The sequence below is a fragment of the Streptomyces ferrugineus genome (assembly GCF_015160855.1).
GTDB lineage: Bacteria > Actinomycetota > Actinomycetes > Streptomycetales > Streptomycetaceae > Streptomyces > Streptomyces ferrugineus.
The window spans coordinates 9,369,598-9,386,030 of sequence record NZ_CP063373.1; the positions used below are offsets into that span (position 1 = coordinate 9,369,598).

A 16,433-nucleotide genomic window follows, 5' to 3' on the forward strand; every position below is an offset into this window, starting at 1 on the left:
CCACAGCCCCTACTGCTGCTCACCGAGCAGCTGCTCTATCAGGCGCTGTGCCTCTTCGCGGGATGTGCCTGTGATCGTCACCTTGCTGCCGTCGGCGCGCTCAACGGTGATGGTCGGTTCCTGAGGGCGGGTGGCCCGCCACGAAGCTATCGACACCCCGAGCGACGCCGCGCTGATTCCACTGCCCAGCACCAGCGACACCAGATCCAGCACCGCGCCTTGCTGTCCTGGGACCGGCGCGGATGACGACGCCATCTCCACATGTGCCTCGCGTCGAACCGTGCGGTCCAAGAGCAGCCACTCATACAAGGACCGGACGTCGTCCTCGGCCGAGTCGCCCGCGATCCGCAACGCCAACTGCACTTCCCACCCCCGCTACGCGCTGTCCTGCCGACCGCCAGCATAGAAGGTCGAACATGGTCGCATCGTCGGTCGTTCACCCGGGCCGCCGTCGACCTGTACAAGGTGCGATTCGTCCGCCGCACCACATAGGACACCGTCTAAAGCCACGAGGGCACATCCAGGGCACATGAGCCTGGGAAACGGCGTTGACCCGTGGGAACCACCGGGACGAGTTTCCGCAGGTCAACGCACACTTCACCGAGAAACCCCAGGTCAGCGCCCCGCTGTCCTCAATCGCTGCATGAGTGGCAGGACTTCTCGCACCGACTTCACGAGGCGGGGCATCAGCCGTACTGCCTGGTGTGGCCCTGAAGCCGGGGTTTCGTCGAGTGTGGGCGGGGTTTTCGGACCCCGCCTTCGTCATGTGCGGAGGAGGGGTGTCAGGCGGCAGTCATCGAACCCGCTCCTCTCGAACCCGCCCCTCCCGAACTCCCCCATCCCCAACCGGCCCCCCACGCACCAACACCCGCGAGGGCCCCCTCGGCGACTCGAACTGCGCCGCCAGCAACGCCGCCAGCGCGAGGACGAACCCCAGCGACTGCGGCAGGCTCAGGGACTCCCCCAACGCCAGGCCGATGACCGCCGCGACCAGCGGGGACAGCAGCACCAGCGGTGCGGCCGCGCCCACCGGCAGCTTTCCGATGCCGCGGAGCCACAGCGTGTACGCGATCAGCCCGTCCAGGCTGCCGAGCCACAGGTATCCGGCGGCCGCTCCGGTGTCGATCCGCGGGGGCAGTCCCTCGACGGTGAGGGTGAGGGGAAGCAACAGCAGGCCACCGGCGGCCAGTTGCCAGCCGGCCAGGGTCAGGGAACCCACCCCCGCGGGCCGGCCCCAGCGCTTGGTGAGAACGGTGCCGCAGGCCATGGCTGTCGTGCCGCCGAGACCGGCGAGCACACCGACCGCGTCCAGCCGTGCCTCGGGGCCGAGCACGACGAGTCCGACGCCGGCCACGCCCAGCACGCCCCAGGTCAGACGCCAGAGCGTCGGCCGGACGTGGAGCACCGCCACGGCCAGCCCGGCGACCAGCAGGGGCTGTGTCGCGCCGAGGGTGGCTGCGACGCCGCCGGGGAGTCGTTCGGCCGCCACGAACAGCAGGGGGAACAGGGTGCCGATGTTGAGCGCGCCGAGGACACCGGCCTTCCACCACCACGCGCCGCGCGGCAGCACACGGGTGATCGCCAGCGCGAGCAGCCCGGCGGGCAGGGCGCGTATCAGCGCGGCGAACAACGGATGCCCGGGTGGGAGGAGTTCCGTGGTGACGGCGTACGTGGTGCCCCACGCGGCGGGGGCGAACGCGGTCAGCGCGATGGTCGCCATCGGCTGCGTGTACGAGGCCCGCGGCGAGCCGTACGGGCCTGATGCGCCTGATGCGCCTGACGCGCCTGACGCGCCTGATGACTGACCGGTCGAGGAATGCATGTGCAGCAGTCTCCGCAACCAAGGGCGATGACTCCAACGCATGGTTGTCATGGCAGCCATGAATCAGGACCATGCACACGTGGATCTCCAGCAGATGCGATACGTCGTCGCCGTGGCCGAAACCCGTAACTTCACGCGCGCGGCGGAGCGCTGCTTCGTGGTGCAGTCGTCCCTCAGTCACCGGATCGCCGCGCTGGAGCGCGAGCTCGGCGTCAAGCTGTTCGCCCGCTCCAGCCGCCGCGTCGAACCGACCAGCGCCGGAGTGGCGTTCGTGGCCGCCGCGCGCGAGTGCCTGGCCGCGGCCGACCGCGCGGTCGCCGACGCCGCCGCCGCGACCGGGGTGGTACGGGGCCGGCTCGCCGTGGGCGTGATCGTGACCACGGCCGCCGTGGACGTACCGGAGCTGCTGCGGCGGTATCGGGCGCGGTACCCGGACGTTCGGGTCGTGCTGCGTTCCGGGCGCAGCGACGAGCTGGCCGGGGCGGTCCGGGACGGTGAGCTGGACATCGCCTTCCTGGGGTTGCCGGAGGGTGAGCGGCCGTCCGGTGTGGAGGCCCTCGTCCTCGATCACGACGAGCACGCCCTGGTGGTGCCGGCCGGGCACCGGCTCGCGGGTGCCTCCCGGGTGACGCTGCGGGAGATCGCCGAGGAGACCTTCGTGGACTTCGCGGCCGGGACACCCGCCCGCGCCCAGTCCGACCGGGCCTTCGCCGCCGCGGGACTGGTCCGGGACGTCGCCTACGAGGCGGGGGTCGTCGAGCTGATCTCCCGGCTGGTCGCGCGCGGGCTCGGCATCGCGCTGCTGCCGTCGGCGTACGTCCGTCCGCTGGCCGCCGACGACCCCGCGCTGGAGCTGGTCCGCGTGCTCGACGGACCGCACCGCACGGAGTACCTGGTGTGGAGCCGCTTCAACCCCAGCCCGGCGACCCGGGCGATGCTCGACGTCCTCGGGGTCGGGCAGCGGCCGGCGGAGACCTGACCGGGGGGAGTACCGGCCCTCGACGCCCGTCTCACGGACCCCCGCACCCCGTACCATGAGAGCCATGAACGAGACCGTCGAGTCGCCGCTGCCGCCCGCGCCAGGCGCGGAGCAGTACCCGTCGCTCGCCCTCGTCAACAGCTCCATCGCGCTGCCGGGCGGGCACTTCGTCGACTTCCTCGGCACTCCGGCCGGGGCGAACGACTGGCTCGTCGGCCTCGGGCTCGCTCCGCTCGACGCCGGGATGCGGGAGATGTGCGCGGCCCAGTTGCGGTCGCTGCGGGAACAGATCCGGTCGCTGTTCGACTCGCGGGTCGCCGCGCTGCCCGCGCTGCCCGCCGCTCTCGCCGCCGTCAACGACGCGCTGACCCGGGTGCCCACGGCCCCGCTGCTCCAGTGGGACGAGAAGAACGGCCCTTACCGCGCGGCCCCGCACCCGACCACCGAGATCGTCGACCACGCCCTGGCGACCCTCGCCGCCGACGCCGCCGACCTGCTCACCTCGCCGGCGGCCGAACGCCTCACCGCCTGCGGCTCGCCCCCCTGCAGCCGCTACCTGCTGCGGCACGGCCGCCGCCACTGGTGCTCCACCCGCTGCGGCGACCGAGCCCGCGCGGCCCGCGCATACGCCCGCCGCACGCAGCCCGCCGGGGACTAGCGGCCGCCGGTCCCGGTGCGCTCCGCGCTCCGCGATCTCCTTCAGCGCGGTGGCGGACAGGGCCCTCTGCCGTGGCGCAGGCCTTCCCGGTCGAGGCGGCGGCGAGCAGCTTGCAGGGGTCGGCGGAACGGACGTCGCCGATGGTGCCGGCGGGCACGGTGGCCATGGGCTTCACCTCGGGCGGCGGGCCCTGGTCGTCGCCGCCGACGTCGGGATCACGATCCCGGCCGTGATCGCGGCCGCCAGCGCCAGCGCCCCCGCCGCGAGGCCCAGGGGACGCCGTGCCCGCCGGCGCCGTACGGCACGCGGCAGCCGCAGGGTGAGCGAGTCGAGGTGCGGGGTGTGGTGGTCGGCCAGCCTGCCGCGGGCCTCCGGGGCGGCGAGGCGGCGAGGCGGCGAGGCGGCCAGGATCAGCAGCCGGTGTGCCTCGGCGGCGTCGGGGCGGCGCCGGGGGTCCGGCTCCAGCATCGTCCGCCCGATCCCGGCCTCGGGAGATCCGGGAGCCGGCCTCGGGAGATCCGGGAGAGCGCCTCATGCTGACTTCCCCAGCCCGAGCCGCCCTCGACGCTCAGCCCAAGCCACTCCCAGCCACTCACCCCGAGCTGCCCTCGGCGCTCAACCCAAGCCACCCCGGCCACTCACCCCGAACCACCCCCGGCACCCACCCCAAGCCACCCCCAGCCACTCACCCCGAACCACCCGCCGTGAACCCGATCGCCGTCCCGCCGCCCTCCCGCCGGAACGCGAACGGGGCCCCGCCGTGTGCCAGCGCCACCTCCCGCACGATGGACAGCCCGAGCCCGGACCCGGGCAGCGAGCGTGCGTCGGCGGCGCGGTAGAAGCGGTCGAAGACCCGCATGAGGTCGTCCTCGGCGATGCCCGGCCCCCGGTCGAGGACCTCGACGCGCACCGCCCCGGGGCGTGCGGGCCCGGCGACGTTGATCTCGATCGGCGCGGCGCCGTCGCGGTCGAACTTCGCCGCGTTCTCGACGAGGTTGGTCACCGCCCGCTGGAGCATCCCCGGCCGCCCGTCCGTCGTCGTGTCACCGCTCGCGCGGACCAGGATCCGCCGTCCGGTGCGCCGCCGGGCGATGACCGCGACGTCCTCGGCGATCTCGGCGAGGTCCACCCGCCGGGCCGGCTCGGTGTCGGACTGCCCGGCCGCGAGATCGACCAGCTCGTTGACCAGGTCGGTCAGTTCGCGCGCCTCCTGGCCCAGGTCGGCCACCAGCTCCTCGCGGGTGTCGGGCGGCAGTTCGTCGATGCGGCGCAGCAGGGAGATGTTCGTGCGCAGCGAGGTCAGCGGGGTGCGCAGCTCGTGGCCCGCGTCCTGCACCAGGCGCCGCTGGTCCTCCTCCGACTGGGCCAGCCGGCCCAGCATGCGGTCGAAGGCCCGGCCCAGGCGGCCGACCTCGTCGTAGCCCGTGACCGGCACCTGGATGCCGAGCCGGCGGGTGCGGGCGACGTCCTCGGCCGCGTCGGTGAGGACGACAAGGCGGCGTGTGATGCGCCGGGCCAGCCACCAGCCGAAGAGCCCCGCGAGCGTCACCACGGCCGCCATCAGCAGCAGCGTGCGCTGCTGGAGCGCCCGCAGCAGGTCCTCGGTGTCGCTGAACTCCTGGGCCACCTGCACCGCGCCCCGGCCGTCGCCGAGCGCGACGGTGGCGATGCGGTAGACGTCGCTGTCGACACCGACGTCCTTGTGCTGGACCATCCGCCCCGCCGTCGCGTCCACCGCGATCCGTATGTCGGCGTCCGTGACCGGCAGCCCCGGCCGCCCCGGGTCGACGACGGAGCCGTCGGGGCCCAGCACCTGCACATCGGTACGGGCGGGCCGTACGAGATCGTGGCCGGGCGCGGAGGAGGAGAAGTCCCGCGGGCTCATCGACCGCTGCCGCACCTCGCCGCGCAGATCCTGCACGACCTCGTCGAACACGGACTCCTGGTCGACCCGCACCAGCCGGGCGGCGGCGGTGTACGACAGCAGCCCGACCAGGACGGTGACCACGGCGGTCACGGCCGCGAAGGACACCGCGAAGGTGCCGCGCAGGGAGGCGAGTCCGGTCCGCCGCCGTCCGGTGAACAACCGGGCGAGCCGCCCCCGGGCCGGGCCGCCCACTCAGTCCTCCCGCAGCACGTAACCCACGCCGCGCACCGTGTGGATCAGCTGCGGGGCGTCCGGCTCGTCGAGCTTGCGGCGCAGATAGCCGACGTAGACGGCGAGGTTCTTGGAGCCGGGGCCGAAGTCGTAGCCCCAGATGCGGTCGTAGATGGTGGAGTGGTCGAGGACGATGCCGGCGTTGCGCACCAGCAGCTCAAGGAGCTCGAACTCGGTCCGCGTCAGCTCCAGCTCCCGCGCGCCCCGCCAGGCCCGGCGCGCCTGCGGGTCCATCCGCAGCCCGGCCGCCTCGATCAGCCGGGCGGTGGGCTCGGGGGCGGGCTGCTTCGGTACGTCGACGGGGCCGCCGTTCGTCTCACTGGTGCGGCGCAGCAGTGCGCGCAGCCGGGCGAAGACCTCCTCCACGTCGAAGGGCTTCACGACGTAGTCGTCGGCGCCCGCGTCCAGGCCGGCGATGCGGTCCTGGGTCTCCACCAACGCCGTCAGCATCAGGATCGGGGTGCGGTCGCCCTCGGCGCGCAGCACCCGGCACACCTGGAGCCCGTCGATGCCGGGCATCATCACGTCCAGCACGAGCACGTCCGGCGGCGTGCGGTGGGCCTGCGCCAGTGCCTCGACCCCGTCGGCGACCGCGGTGACCCGATAGCCCTCCAGGGTCAGCGCGCGCTCCAGGGCGTGGCGGATGGCGCGGTCGTCTTCGGCGAGGAGCACAGTCTGGGGCACGGGTTCAGTCTGCCAAGCCATCACGGTCGTACGACGTGATGAGCGGCTCACCGGCACCGTTCTTACTGGCCTCTCACCCAGCCGGTCGCAGCGCGGCGAGCCGCTCCTCGAACGGCACCACCTCGGGCTCGGCCTTCTTCCTCGCAGGCCGCCCCACCATCAACCCCGCCAGCTCCCCCGCCGCCCGCTCGATCCGCCCCTCCAGCCCTTCCGCACCCCAGTCCTCCGATGCGGCGTACACCCCGGTCGGGGCGACCACGGTCCGCAGGTAGGCGAAGAGCGGACGCAGCGCGTGCTCCAGGACGAGGGAGTGCCGGGCCGTGCCGCCGGTCGCGGCGATCAGCACCGGCATGCCCGCCAGCGCGTCCTTCTCGATCACGTCGAAGAACGACTTGAACAGCCCGCTGTACGAGGCGGAGAACACGGGCGTGACGACGACCAGCCCGTCCGCCGAGGTCACGGCATCGATGGCGGCGGCCAGCTCGCGCCCGGGGAAGCCGTTGGTGAAGTGGTGCGCGATCTCCACGGCGAGGTCGCGCAGCTCGACGACCTCGACGTCCACGTCGGCCTGCCTGCCGACCGCGGCCGCCAGCCGGTCGCCCAGCAGTCGAGTGGACGACGGGACGCTCAGCCCCGCGGACACGACGACGAGCCTCATGCGACGGTCATCTCCTTCTTGGCGAGCAGGGACGCGTGCGTGGGCGCCTCCGGGACGTCGGCCGGGCGGCCGTTCGCGAACTCCTTGCGCAGCACCGGCACGACCTCCTCGCCGAGCAGGTCGATCTGCTCCAGGACGGTCTTCAGCGGCAGGCCGGCGTGGTCCATCAGGAAGAGCTGGCGCTGGTAGTCGCCGGCGTACTCGCGGAAGGACAGGGTCTTCTCGATGACCTGCTGCGGGGAGCCCACGGTCAGCGGGGTCTGGTCCATGAAGTCCTCCAGTGCGGGACCGTGCCCGTACACCGGGGCGACGTCGAAGTACGGCCGGAACTCCCGCACGGCGTCCTGGGAGTTCCTCCGCATGAACACCTGCCCGCCCAGTCCGACGATCGCCTGCTCGGGCGTGCCGTGGCCGTAGTGCGCGTACCGGTTGCGGTACAGCTCGACCATCCGCTTGGTGTGGTCGGCGGGCCAGAAGATGTTGTTGTGGAAGAAGCCGTCGCCGTAGTACGCGGCCTGCTCGGCGATCTCCGGGGAGCGGATGGAGCCGTGCCAGACGAAGGGCGGTACGCCGTCCAGGGGGCGGGGCGTGGAGGTGAAGCCCTGCAGCGGCGTACGGAACTTGCCCTCCCAGTTCACGACGTCCTCGCGCCACAGCCGGTGCAGCAGGGCGTAGTTCTCGATGGCGAGGTTGATGCCCTGCCGGATGTCCTGGCCGAACCAGGGGTAGACCGGGCCGGTGTTGCCGCGGCCCATCATCAGGTCCACCCGGCCGTCGGCCAGGTGCTGGAGCATCGCGAAGTCCTCGGCGATCTTCACCGGGTCGTTGGTGGTGATCAGGGTGGTGGAGGTGGACAGGACCAGCCGCTCCGTCCGCGCCGCGATGTAGCCGAGCATGGTCGTCGGCGACGACGGCACGAAGGGCGGGTTGTGGTGCTCGCCGGTCGCGAAGACGTCGAGCCCGACCTCCTCGGCCTTCAGCGCGATGGCGACCATGGCCTTGATGCGGTCGCGCTCGGTCGGCGTACGGCCCGTGGTGGGGTCCGGCGTGACATCGCCGACGCTGAAGATCCCGAACTGCATGGTCGCTCACCCTCCAGGTTGTTGACCGTTCAACTATACCTGGAGAACGGGGACGGCCGGGGCACTATTCCCAGGCCGCCGGGACTACGACCGCGGCCAGTGCGGATCCCTGCCGGTCCGCGCGAGCAGCCGCTCGAACCGCGACGCGCCCTCCGGCTCCGCCACCGGCTCCCCGAACACCCCCATCTTCCGGGCCGTCGGCGCCAGTTCGGCCACCGCACCGGTCAGCTCCGTCACGACCGCCTCGTCGGCGCCGGGGTGGTCCTGGCCCGTGGCCCGCGCCAGGTCCCACACATGCACCGTCAGATCGAGCAGCGCCATCGAGCCGACCAGCCGCGCCGGCATGTTCATCCCGCCCGTCGTGCCCTCCTCGGCGCCGGGCGCGGACCAGGCCGCGACCAGCCGGTCCGCCTCGTCCGCGAGCCGCTCCCGCCAGTCGGGGCCCTCCCCGACCCGGTCGGGGGTCTCGCCGAAGTCCGACGTCTCCTTCACCGCCAGCCGCTGGAACTGCACGATCACCTGGAAGAGGTGATTGACCAGGGCCTTCACGTCGTACTCGGCACAGGGCGTGGGACCGGCGAGGGCCTCGTCCGGGATGCCCCGCACCACCGGCACCGCCCGCTCCCGCGCCAGGCCCAGCAGCTCACCGATGCCGTACGTCTTCACCGCGTTTGCGTCCATACCCCGACCGTAGGCACCGCACCGGCCGCCCATCTTGAAGAAACGCGACATACGATCCGGCCATGGAGGCACCGCGCCCCGACACCCGCGGGATCGTCGACCCGTCCGGACTGCTGAACCGCGTCCGGTTCCGCCGCCACGAGCCCGCCGAGCCGCTGCGCCGGTACATCGAGTGGTACTGGCTGATCGACTGGGACCTGCCCGAGCCCTACGCCTCCCAGGTCGTCCCGCATCCGTCCGTCAACCTCACCTTCCAGTGGGACGAGGCCGAGGGACCCCCGTACGCCGAGGTCACCGGCGTGGCGCTGGGCCTCTTCACCAGGAAGCTGACCGGCCCGGGCCGGGTCTGCGGGGTGAAGTTCCGGCCCGGCGGATTCCGGCCGTACGCCCCCGAGGCGCCGGTCTCCCGGTGGACGGGCCGCACGCTGCCCGCCGAGGAGGTGTTCCCGGCGGCCACCGGCGACGCCGCCCGCACAATCGTCACCCCCGCCGCCGACCACGCCCGCGTGGCCGCCCTGGACGCCTTCCTCCTGGCCCTCCCCCGCACCCCCGACCCCCAGGCCGACCTCGCCATCACCCTCGTCCGGCACATCCGCGCCGACCGCACGGTCCGCCGCGTCGGCGACCTCGCCCGGGCGCACGGCCTGTCGGTGCGGGCGCTGCAACGCCTCTTCTCGGCCCACGTCGGCGTCAGCCCCAAGTGGTGCATCCTGCGCTACCGCATCCACGAGGCCCTGGAACACGCCGGCAACCGCGCCGACGTCGACTGGGCCGCCCTCGCCACCGAACTCGGCTACGCCGACCAGGCCCATCTGGTGCGGGACTTCACGGCGACGGTGGGGGTGCCGCCGACGGCGTACGCACAGGGAGAGCGCTGAGACCGGGGCGCGGCACGGGCGTCAGAAGTGGTACGTGTCCCCCGTGTCCAGCACCAGTACCTGCCGCTGATCGTTCCCCCGCTTCTCGTCCACCGCCCCGTCGCTCCACACCGTGTCGAACTCCATCAGCACCTCCGTGGGCGCGCCCCGCAGCCGCACCCGCAGCCCGATCCGCTCGCCCACCCCGTCCGGGGCCAGCGCCCCGACCCGGCACAGCACCGCCCGCTCCTCCGCACGGGCACATCCCGCGGGCAGCGTCTGCCGGTCCGCCAGCGGCTGCGACCAGCGGATCCGCACCGCCGAGTCGGGTGCCGCGCCGGGCCCGTGATTGTGCGGCGTGAACCGTACGTCGACACGGCCGGCGACCATGTCGGCGGAGCCGTGATAGACGAGATCCGCCCCGGGCGCGCCCACCGCCCCGGCGACCGGAGCCGTCCCGCCGACCGCCGTCAGCACGGCCGCCCCGCACACCGCGGCAACCCGCATCCACCACATACCGCCACTCCTCACTCCACGTGGTCGTAGAGCGATGTATCCCCCGCACGGCGGCCGACAGGCGCCGTCCAACAGGTGACACGAGGGCGTGCGAGGCTGACCGGCATGCTGATCCTGCGCTCCGCCGCCCTGTTCGTCGTCGCCGCTCTCCTCGAGATCGGCGGTGCCTGGCTGGTCTGGCAGGGCGTGCGCGAGCACCGCGGCTGGCTGTGGATCGGCGCGGGCGTCATGGCCCTCGGCGCCTACGGCTTCGTCGCCACGCTCCAGCCCGACGCCCACTTCGGCCGGATCCTCGCCGCGTACGGCGGTGTCTTCGTCGCCGGTTCGCTGGCCTGGGGGATGGTCGCCGACGGCTACCGCCCGGACCGCTGGGACGTCACGGGCGCGCTGATCTGCCTCGCGGGCATGGCGGTGATCATGTACGCGCCGCGGGGAAGCTGACAGCGGCCTGGATCGTCCGTCACATCACCCCACCGCGGCGCGCGCCTATCCTGTCCAGGCCGGACCGTTTCCGGACCCGACCGCACGAGGAGCAGCCATGCCCACCGCCGCACCGTCCGCCGCCTCCCGCATCGCCGTCGTCACGGGTGCGAGCAGCGGCATCGGAGCCGCCACGGCACGTCAGCTCGCCGCGGCCGGCTACCGGGTCGTCCTGACCGCCCGCCGCAAGGACCGCATCGAGGCACTGGCGGAGGAGATCACCACGGCCGGCGGATCGGCGACGGCGTACCAGCTCGACGTCACCGACCGCGCCGCGGTCGACGAGTTCGCGACCGCCTTCAGGACGATCGGCGTCCTGGTCAACAACGCGGGCGGCGCACTGGGCGCCGACCCGGTCGCGACCGGTGACCCGGCCGACTGGCGCACGATGTACGAGACGAACGTCATCGGCACCCTTAACCTCACCCAGGCCCTGCTGCCCAAGCTGGAGGCGAGCGGCGACGGCACGGTGGTCGTCGTCTCCTCGACGGCCGGCCACGGCACCTACGAGGGCGGCGCGGGCTACGTGGCCGCCAAGCACGGCGCCCATGTGCTGGCCGAGACGCTCCGCCTGGAGATCGTCGGCCGCCCGGTGCGCGTCATCGAGATCGCGCCCGGCATGGTCCGGACGGACGAGTTCGCCCTGACCCGCTTCGGCGGCGACACCGACAAGGCGGCCAAGGTCTACGAGGGCGTGGCCGACCCCCTGACGGCCGACGACGTGGCCGACACCGTCACCTGGGCGGTCACCCGCCCCAGCCACGTCAACATCGACCTCCTGGTCGTCCGCCCCCGGGCCCAGGCGTCCAACACCAAGGTGCACAGGGAGCTGTGATGGCCGACCGGGGCGAGAACAAGGCCGAGGGGAAAGCCGAGGGCAAGGCCAAGGACCCGCACAACGAACGCCAGATGTGGTGGTGGCTCGGCTATTTCCTGTTCGGCATCCACATCGTGGCGTTCGTGATGATCTACGCGGTGACGCACGCCCCCAAAAAGTAGGGGGCGTGCGTCAGCGGAAGCGGGGGCCGGGCGTCAGCCCTTCACGCACACGACCTGCTTCAGCTTCGCCACGACCTCCACGAGGTCCCGCTGCTGGTCGATGACCTGCTCGATCGGCTTGTAGGCACCCGGGATCTCGTCCACGACACCGGAGTCCTTACGGCACTCCACGCCCCGCGTCTGCTCCTCCAGATCCTTCGTCGAGAACCGGCGCTTGGCCGCGTTGCGGCTCATGCGCCGACCCGCGCCGTGCGAGGCCGAGTTGAAGGACATCGAGTTCCCGAGGCCCTTCACGATGTACGAGCCGGTGCCCATGGAGCCCGGGATGATGCCGTACTCGCCGGAGCCGGCCCGGATCGCGCCCTTACGGGTCACGAGCAGGTCCATGCCGTCGTAGCGCTCCTCGGCCACGTAGTTGTGGTGCGCGCTGATCTCGGGCTCGAAGGTCGGCTTCGCCTTCTTGAACTCCTTGCGGACCACGTCCTTCAGGAGCGCCATCATGATCGTGCGGTTGTACCTGGCGTACTCCTGCGCCCAGAACAGGTCGTTGCGGTACGCCGCCATCTGCGGGGTGTCCGCCACGAAGACGGCGAGGTCCCGGTCGACCAGGCCCTGGTTGTGCGGGAGCTTCTGGGCCACGCCGATGTGATGCTCGGCCAGTTCCTTGCCGATGTTGCGGGAACCCGAGTGCAGCATCAGCCAGACAGAACCGTCCGTATCCGTGCATACCTCGACAAAGTGGTTGCCGCCGCCGAGCGTTCCCATCTGCTTACCGGCGCGCTCCTGACGGAACTTGACCGCGTCCGCGATCCCGTCGAACCGCCCCCAGAAGTCGTCCCACCCGCCGGTGGCGAGCCCGTGCAGCCGCCCGGGGTCGACGGGGTCGTCATGCATCCCCCGCCCCACCGGAATCGCCTGCTCGATCCTCGACCGCAGCCGCGACAGGTCCCCCGGCAGATCGTTCGCGGTGAGCGACGTCCTCACCGCCGACATCCCGCAGCCGATGTCCACGCCCACCGCCGCGGGACACACGGCCCCCTGCATCGCGATGACGGACCCGACCGTCGCGCCCTTCCCGTAGTGGACGTCCGGCATGACCGCGAGCCCCTTGATCCACGGCAGGGTCGCGACGTTCCGCAGCTGCTGCAGGGCCACGTCCTCGACCGTCGCCGGGTCGGTCCACATCCGGATGGGCACCTTCGCGCCCGGCATCTCCACGTACGACATATCGTCCTCATTCCCCCGGAACAAAACACAAGCCTGAAATCGCAAAACCGGCGCCAGGGTCGATGAAAAGGGACAACGGACCGGCGTCCACGGCAGTGCGTGCGATACACATTGTGTCCAGTGGGCGCCCCCGCACAGCAAGCGAATAACCAGCGGGGACACTGAGAGACCGGCATCGGACCGACCACACAGCCACCGTGAGAGGAGCCTGACCGTGCAGCGGAAGGCGTACGTATCCGGCGTCGCCGCCCTCCTCGCGGCGCTGCTGGCCGGCTGCACCGGCAGCTCCGACAGCGGCGGCGCGACCGACGACTCCAACCCCGATGACTCCGGTACGGCGGCGGCACCGGCCGAACCCGGCCGGTACCGCACCCTGCCCGAACCGTGCGGCGTGGTCGGCGAGGACACCCTCGACTCGCTGCTGCCCGGCATCCAGGAGATCACCGACAGGGAGCAGCGCGAGAAGGCGTACGAGGGCACTCCGACGCTCACCTATGACACCGACCGCAAGGTCGGCTGCCGTTGGAAGGTCGAGTCGGCCGACGCCACGGACCACCTCTTCGTCGACTTCGAGCGCGTGGTGTCGTACGACACCACGGTCAGCGACGACAGCGAGGCGGAGCGGCTCTTCGCGACCAGGCAGGAGGCGGCGGACCTCCCCGTGCCGGCGAGTTCGGACAGCGCGGAGACCGACGGCGCGGAGACGGGCGGCGAGGACTCCCCGTCCGCCGATCCGAACGCCGGCCCGAGCGGTCCGCCCTCCCCCTCGGCCTCGAACTCCGCGTCCCCGTCGGTGTCGTCCTCCACCTCTCCCTCCGCCCCCTCCGCCAACGGCGCGACCCCCGCCGAACTCCAGCCCCGCGTCCTCGACGAACTCGGCGACGAGGCGTACCTCGACGACGCGCTCAGCAGCTCCGGTTCGACGGCTCAGCAGCGCAAGGTGACTGTGGCGTTCCGCACGTCCAACGTGATCGTGACGATCGAGTACGAGGAGCAGCCGGCCACCGTCGGCACGGTCCCGGACAGCGAGGAAATGCAGGACAGGGCCCAGAAACTGGCCGCACAACTGGCGGACGCGCTGGCGGACTAGCGCCGTTCGTTCACACCTCCACGCCCATGTGCGACGTAACCGAAACGAGACCACACAGCTCCTTCACCGCGTACCGTGGCCCCTCGGACCCGATCCGACGCAGGAACGACGCAGGAACCACGAGTGTCAGCCATGAGTGAAGGAACCATGCAGCGAGCAGCAGATCGAGACCAGCACGACCGGCGTGACCAGCGCGAGCGGCGGGCGAGGGGCCTGCGCCGCGCCCTTGTCAGCGCGGCAGCCGTCCCCGTGATGCTGGTCGCCGCGGGCTGCTCCTCCTCGGACTCCGGCTCGGAGGACAAGGCCGCCGACAGCGGCACGAAGACCTCGGCGTCGCCGTCCGACAGCCCGTCGCCGACGGTGCAGGCGGCCGTGTACAAGTCGCTTCCGGAGCCGTGCAAGGTGCTGTCGAAGAAGTCGCTGGAGGACCTGGTCCCTCAGGCCAAGTCCGGCAAGAAGGGCTCGTCGGACGACGCGTCGACGCGCGCCTCCTGCTCCTGGAGCAGCCTGGACAACAACGGCGTGAAGGGCTCGCAGTTCCGCTGGCTCAACGTCTCCCTGCTGCGCTTCGAGTCCGACGTCACGCGCGGCTCGGGCGACAAGCTGGCGCAGGACTACTACGAGACGCAGCTCGGGGACGCCAAGTCGGTGTCCGGCGCCAAGAACATCAAGTCGGAGCCGGTCGCCGGGGTGGGCGACGAGGCGACCGCGGTGCGCTACGACCTGAAGAAGAAGGAGGGCTCCTTCAAGCAGGAGACGGTCGTGGCCCGGGTCGAGAACGTCGTCGTCACCCTCGACTACAACGGCGCCGGTCTGGCCGGTGAGAAGACGCCGAGCGCGGACACCCTGAACAAGCTGGCGCAGAAGGCGGTCAAGGAGGTCGTGGCCGCGGTGGCGAAGGAGAACGACGGCGGCGCCGCGGGCACGCCGAGCGGCACCCCCTCCAAGTCGGCGTCGCAGTCTCCCTCGAAGCAGGCGTCCAGCTCCCCGTCGAAGTCAGCGTCGAACAAGAGCTGACTGTCACACCCGGCCCATCGCCGAGTGACAACTCCCAGCTCAGCCACGCCCTTTGCGAGAGCCCGGTCCCCGGTGGGGACCGGGCTCTCGCCGTACCGAGAGAACGTACGCCGTACGGATGTGCCACTCTGTTGCGCGCAACAACACGCAATGGGAGGGGAGTACGAGTGGCCGCGCCACCGCAGCTGACTCGGATGCACCGCGTTCTCATCGGCGTGGTCGTGTTCGGCGCCGTGATCATCGCCGGCATCGGCTTCGCCGGTTCGTACGCGGCCGTCCGCGAGCTGGCCATCCAAAAGGGCTTCGGGAACTTCAGCTATGTGTTCCCGATAGGCATCGACGCGGGCATCTGCGTCCTGCTCGCCCTCGATCTGCTCCTGACCTGGATCCGCATCCCGTTCCCCCTCCTGCGCCAGACGGCCTGGCTGCTGACGGCCGCGACGATCGCCTTCAACGGCGCGGCGGCCTGGCCGGACCCGCTGGGCGTCGGCATGCACGCGGTGATCCCGGTGCTGTTCGTGGTGGCGGTGGAAGCGGCCCGCCACGCGATCGGCCGCATAGCGGACATCACGGCCGACAAGCACATGGAGGGCGTCCGCCTCACCCGCTGGCTCCTCTCCCCCGTCCCGACGTTCCTCCTGTGGCGCCGCATGAAGCTGTGGGAACTGCGCTCCTACGACCAGGTCATCAAGCTGGAGCAGGAGCGCCTGGTCTACCAGGCCCGCCTGCGCTCCCGCTTCGGCCGGGCGTGGCGCCGAAAGGCCCCGGTGGAGTCCCTGATGCCACTGCGCCTGGCCAAGTACGGCGTCCCCCTGGCGGACACGGCTCCGGCGGGCCTGGCGGCGGCGGGCATCGAACCGGCGCTGCTGCCGCCGGTGGCCAAGCAGGCGTTGGACGGGGCGGCGATGGCGGAGGCGGCGCCCGCGGCGGGCGTGGCGCACACGGCCGGCGCGGTCGATCCCGCTCCGGCGGCACCTCCCGGCGAGCAGCGCCGGGAGTTGGCCGGCACCCCTGACGCCGAGCAGCCGGACTACGTACAGGACTGGTTCAACACTCCCCGGCAGGTCGAGTACCAGGGCGACTACAACCCCCAGTACGACACCCAGGACCACTACGAGCAGTGGTACCAGGAGCAGCTCCAGGCCGAGCAGTACCAGGAGCAGTACCAGGTGGAACCCCCCGTCCAGGAACCCTCCCCGGAGGACACCGGCACCTTCCCGATCCCGGTGGCCGGCAACCGCACCCGCCAGCTCGGCGAGGGCGGCGGCCCCCCGGAGGCCCCGGAGCCGGACGAGGAGGCGTACTACCAGGTCTTCAAGCAGTCGATCAACGGGAGCCTGCCCACGCCGCGCGAGTTCAGCGACAACGTGGAGGCGTCGTTCGGCCGCTCCGTTCCGGACGCCGACGCCAAGCGCATGGTGAACCGCTTCTCCAACCGCTTCAACGCGGAACTCGAAGAGGACCACATCGCATAACCGCCCCGCACGCGACGAAGGGGGCGCCCGGCAGACACCGGGCGCCCCCT

At 71.8% G+C, this 16,433-nt stretch carries 19 protein-coding genes; 9 read left to right on the top strand and 10 right to left on the bottom strand.

Annotation, left to right across the window (positions count from 1 at the left end; genetic code table 11):
- Positions 1 to 9: 9 nt before the first annotated feature.
- Together IM697_RS41620 and IM697_RS41625 are read right to left on the bottom strand one after the other, a co-directional pair.
- Positions 10 to 357 (bottom strand): effector-associated constant component EACC1, encoded by a 348-nt coding sequence (locus IM697_RS41620; protein ID WP_194042292.1) that lies wholly within the window; start codon positions 355 to 357, stop codon positions 10 to 12.
- Positions 358 to 793: 436 nt separating this feature from the next.
- A complete protein-coding gene (locus tag IM697_RS41625; RefSeq protein WP_228044377.1) occupies positions 794 to 1,720 on the bottom strand; it encodes an EamA family transporter in 927 nt (308 codons plus the stop codon).
- A gap of 181 nt (positions 1,721 to 1,901) precedes the next feature.
- Here IM697_RS41625 and IM697_RS41630 point away from each other — a divergent pair, with 181 nt between their 5' ends.
- Together IM697_RS41630 and IM697_RS41635 are read left to right on the top strand one after the other, a co-directional pair.
- Positions 1,902 to 2,801 (top strand): LysR family transcriptional regulator, encoded by a 900-nt coding sequence (locus IM697_RS41630; RefSeq protein WP_194042296.1) that lies wholly within the window; start codon positions 1,902 to 1,904, stop codon positions 2,799 to 2,801.
- 55 nt (positions 2,802 to 2,856) lie between these two features.
- Positions 2,857 to 3,459: an ABATE domain-containing protein gene (locus tag IM697_RS41635; RefSeq protein ID WP_407699584.1), complete on the top strand. Its 603-nt coding sequence runs from the start codon at positions 2,857 to 2,859 to the stop codon at positions 3,457 to 3,459.
- Positions 3,460 to 3,630: 171 nt separating this feature from the next.
- Here the strand turns inward: IM697_RS41635 and IM697_RS41640 are convergent, their stop codons facing one another.
- From IM697_RS41640 to IM697_RS41665, 6 genes are all read right to left on the bottom strand, one after another.
- Positions 3,631 to 3,927 (bottom strand): hypothetical protein, encoded by a 297-nt coding sequence (locus tag IM697_RS41640; protein WP_194042300.1) that lies wholly within the window; start codon positions 3,925 to 3,927, stop codon positions 3,631 to 3,633.
- A 217-nt stretch (positions 3,928 to 4,144) separates the two neighbouring features.
- Positions 4,145 to 5,578 carry a sensor histidine kinase gene (locus tag IM697_RS41645; protein WP_228044378.1) on the bottom strand — a complete coding sequence of 478 codons (1,434 nt, stop codon included), beginning with the start codon at positions 5,576 to 5,578 and terminating at the stop codon, positions 4,145 to 4,147.
- Positions 5,579 to 6,289 carry a response regulator transcription factor gene (locus tag IM697_RS41650; protein WP_322734587.1) on the bottom strand — a complete coding sequence of 237 codons (711 nt, stop codon included), beginning with the start codon at positions 6,287 to 6,289 and terminating at the stop codon, positions 5,579 to 5,581.
- Between the two features lie 85 nt (positions 6,290 to 6,374).
- Positions 6,375 to 6,959, bottom strand: coding sequence for an FMN reductase (locus IM697_RS41655; protein ID WP_194042304.1), 585 nt, complete (start codon positions 6,957 to 6,959; stop codon positions 6,375 to 6,377).
- On the bottom strand, positions 6,956 to 8,041 hold the full coding sequence (locus IM697_RS41660) for an LLM class flavin-dependent oxidoreductase (protein WP_194042306.1): 1,086 nt from the start codon (positions 8,039 to 8,041) through the stop codon (positions 6,956 to 6,958). Before IM697_RS41660 ends, IM697_RS41655 begins: the two co-directional genes overlap by 4 nt.
- An 84-nt stretch (positions 8,042 to 8,125) precedes the next feature.
- Positions 8,126 to 8,722 (bottom strand): TIGR03086 family metal-binding protein, encoded by a 597-nt coding sequence (locus IM697_RS41665; RefSeq protein ID WP_228044379.1) that lies wholly within the window; start codon positions 8,720 to 8,722, stop codon positions 8,126 to 8,128.
- A 62-nt stretch (positions 8,723 to 8,784) separates the two neighbouring features.
- On the opposite strand from IM697_RS41665, the gene IM697_RS41670 reads away from it, so the two are divergent.
- Complete coding sequence (locus IM697_RS41670; protein WP_194042310.1) at positions 8,785 to 9,600, top strand: helix-turn-helix domain-containing protein; 816 nt, start codon at positions 8,785 to 8,787, stop codon at positions 9,598 to 9,600.
- A 21-nt stretch (positions 9,601 to 9,621) separates the two neighbouring features.
- Here the strand turns inward: IM697_RS41670 and IM697_RS41675 are convergent, their stop codons facing one another.
- Positions 9,622 to 10,086 carry a hypothetical protein gene (locus IM697_RS41675; protein ID WP_194050103.1) on the bottom strand — a complete coding sequence of 155 codons (465 nt, stop codon included), beginning with the start codon at positions 10,084 to 10,086 and terminating at the stop codon, positions 9,622 to 9,624.
- Between the two features lie 114 nt (positions 10,087 to 10,200).
- On the opposite strand from IM697_RS41675, the gene IM697_RS41680 reads away from it, so the two are divergent.
- From IM697_RS41680 to IM697_RS41690, 3 genes are all read left to right on the top strand, one after another.
- Positions 10,201 to 10,536, top strand: a complete 336-nt coding sequence (locus tag IM697_RS41680) for a YnfA family protein (RefSeq protein ID WP_194042312.1) — start codon at positions 10,201 to 10,203, stop codon at positions 10,534 to 10,536.
- A gap of 97 nt (positions 10,537 to 10,633) precedes the next feature.
- On the top strand, positions 10,634 to 11,410 hold the full coding sequence (locus IM697_RS41685; protein WP_194042314.1) for an SDR family NAD(P)-dependent oxidoreductase: 777 nt from the start codon (positions 10,634 to 10,636) through the stop codon (positions 11,408 to 11,410).
- Entirely contained in the window at positions 11,407 to 11,574 is a 168-nt protein-coding gene (locus IM697_RS41690; protein ID WP_194050158.1) for a hypothetical protein, read from the top strand. Before IM697_RS41685 ends, IM697_RS41690 begins: the two co-directional genes overlap by 4 nt.
- Positions 11,575 to 11,607: 33 nt before the next feature.
- On the opposite strand, the gene IM697_RS41695 is transcribed toward IM697_RS41690, so the two are convergent.
- A complete protein-coding gene (locus IM697_RS41695) occupies positions 11,608 to 12,801 on the bottom strand; it encodes an RtcB family protein (RefSeq protein WP_194042316.1) in 1,194 nt (397 codons plus the stop codon).
- 214 nt (positions 12,802 to 13,015) lie between these two features.
- Here IM697_RS41695 and IM697_RS41700 point away from each other — a divergent pair, with 214 nt between their 5' ends.
- The 3 genes from IM697_RS41700 (at position 13,016) to IM697_RS41710 (ending at position 16,383) form a co-directional block, all read left to right on the top strand.
- Positions 13,016 to 13,891: a DUF3558 domain-containing protein gene (locus tag IM697_RS41700; RefSeq protein WP_194042318.1), complete on the top strand. Its 876-nt coding sequence runs from the start codon at positions 13,016 to 13,018 to the stop codon at positions 13,889 to 13,891.
- A gap of 147 nt (positions 13,892 to 14,038) precedes the next feature.
- The gene (locus tag IM697_RS41705) at positions 14,039 to 14,908 is read left to right on the top strand and encodes a DUF3558 family protein (RefSeq protein WP_228044380.1); all 870 of its coding nucleotides are present in this window, start codon (positions 14,039 to 14,041) and stop codon (positions 14,906 to 14,908) included.
- A gap of 194 nt (positions 14,909 to 15,102) precedes the next feature.
- Positions 15,103 to 16,383 (top strand): DUF2637 domain-containing protein, encoded by a 1,281-nt coding sequence (locus tag IM697_RS41710; protein ID WP_194042322.1) that lies wholly within the window; start codon positions 15,103 to 15,105, stop codon positions 16,381 to 16,383.
- Positions 16,384 to 16,433: the final 50 nt, after the last annotated feature.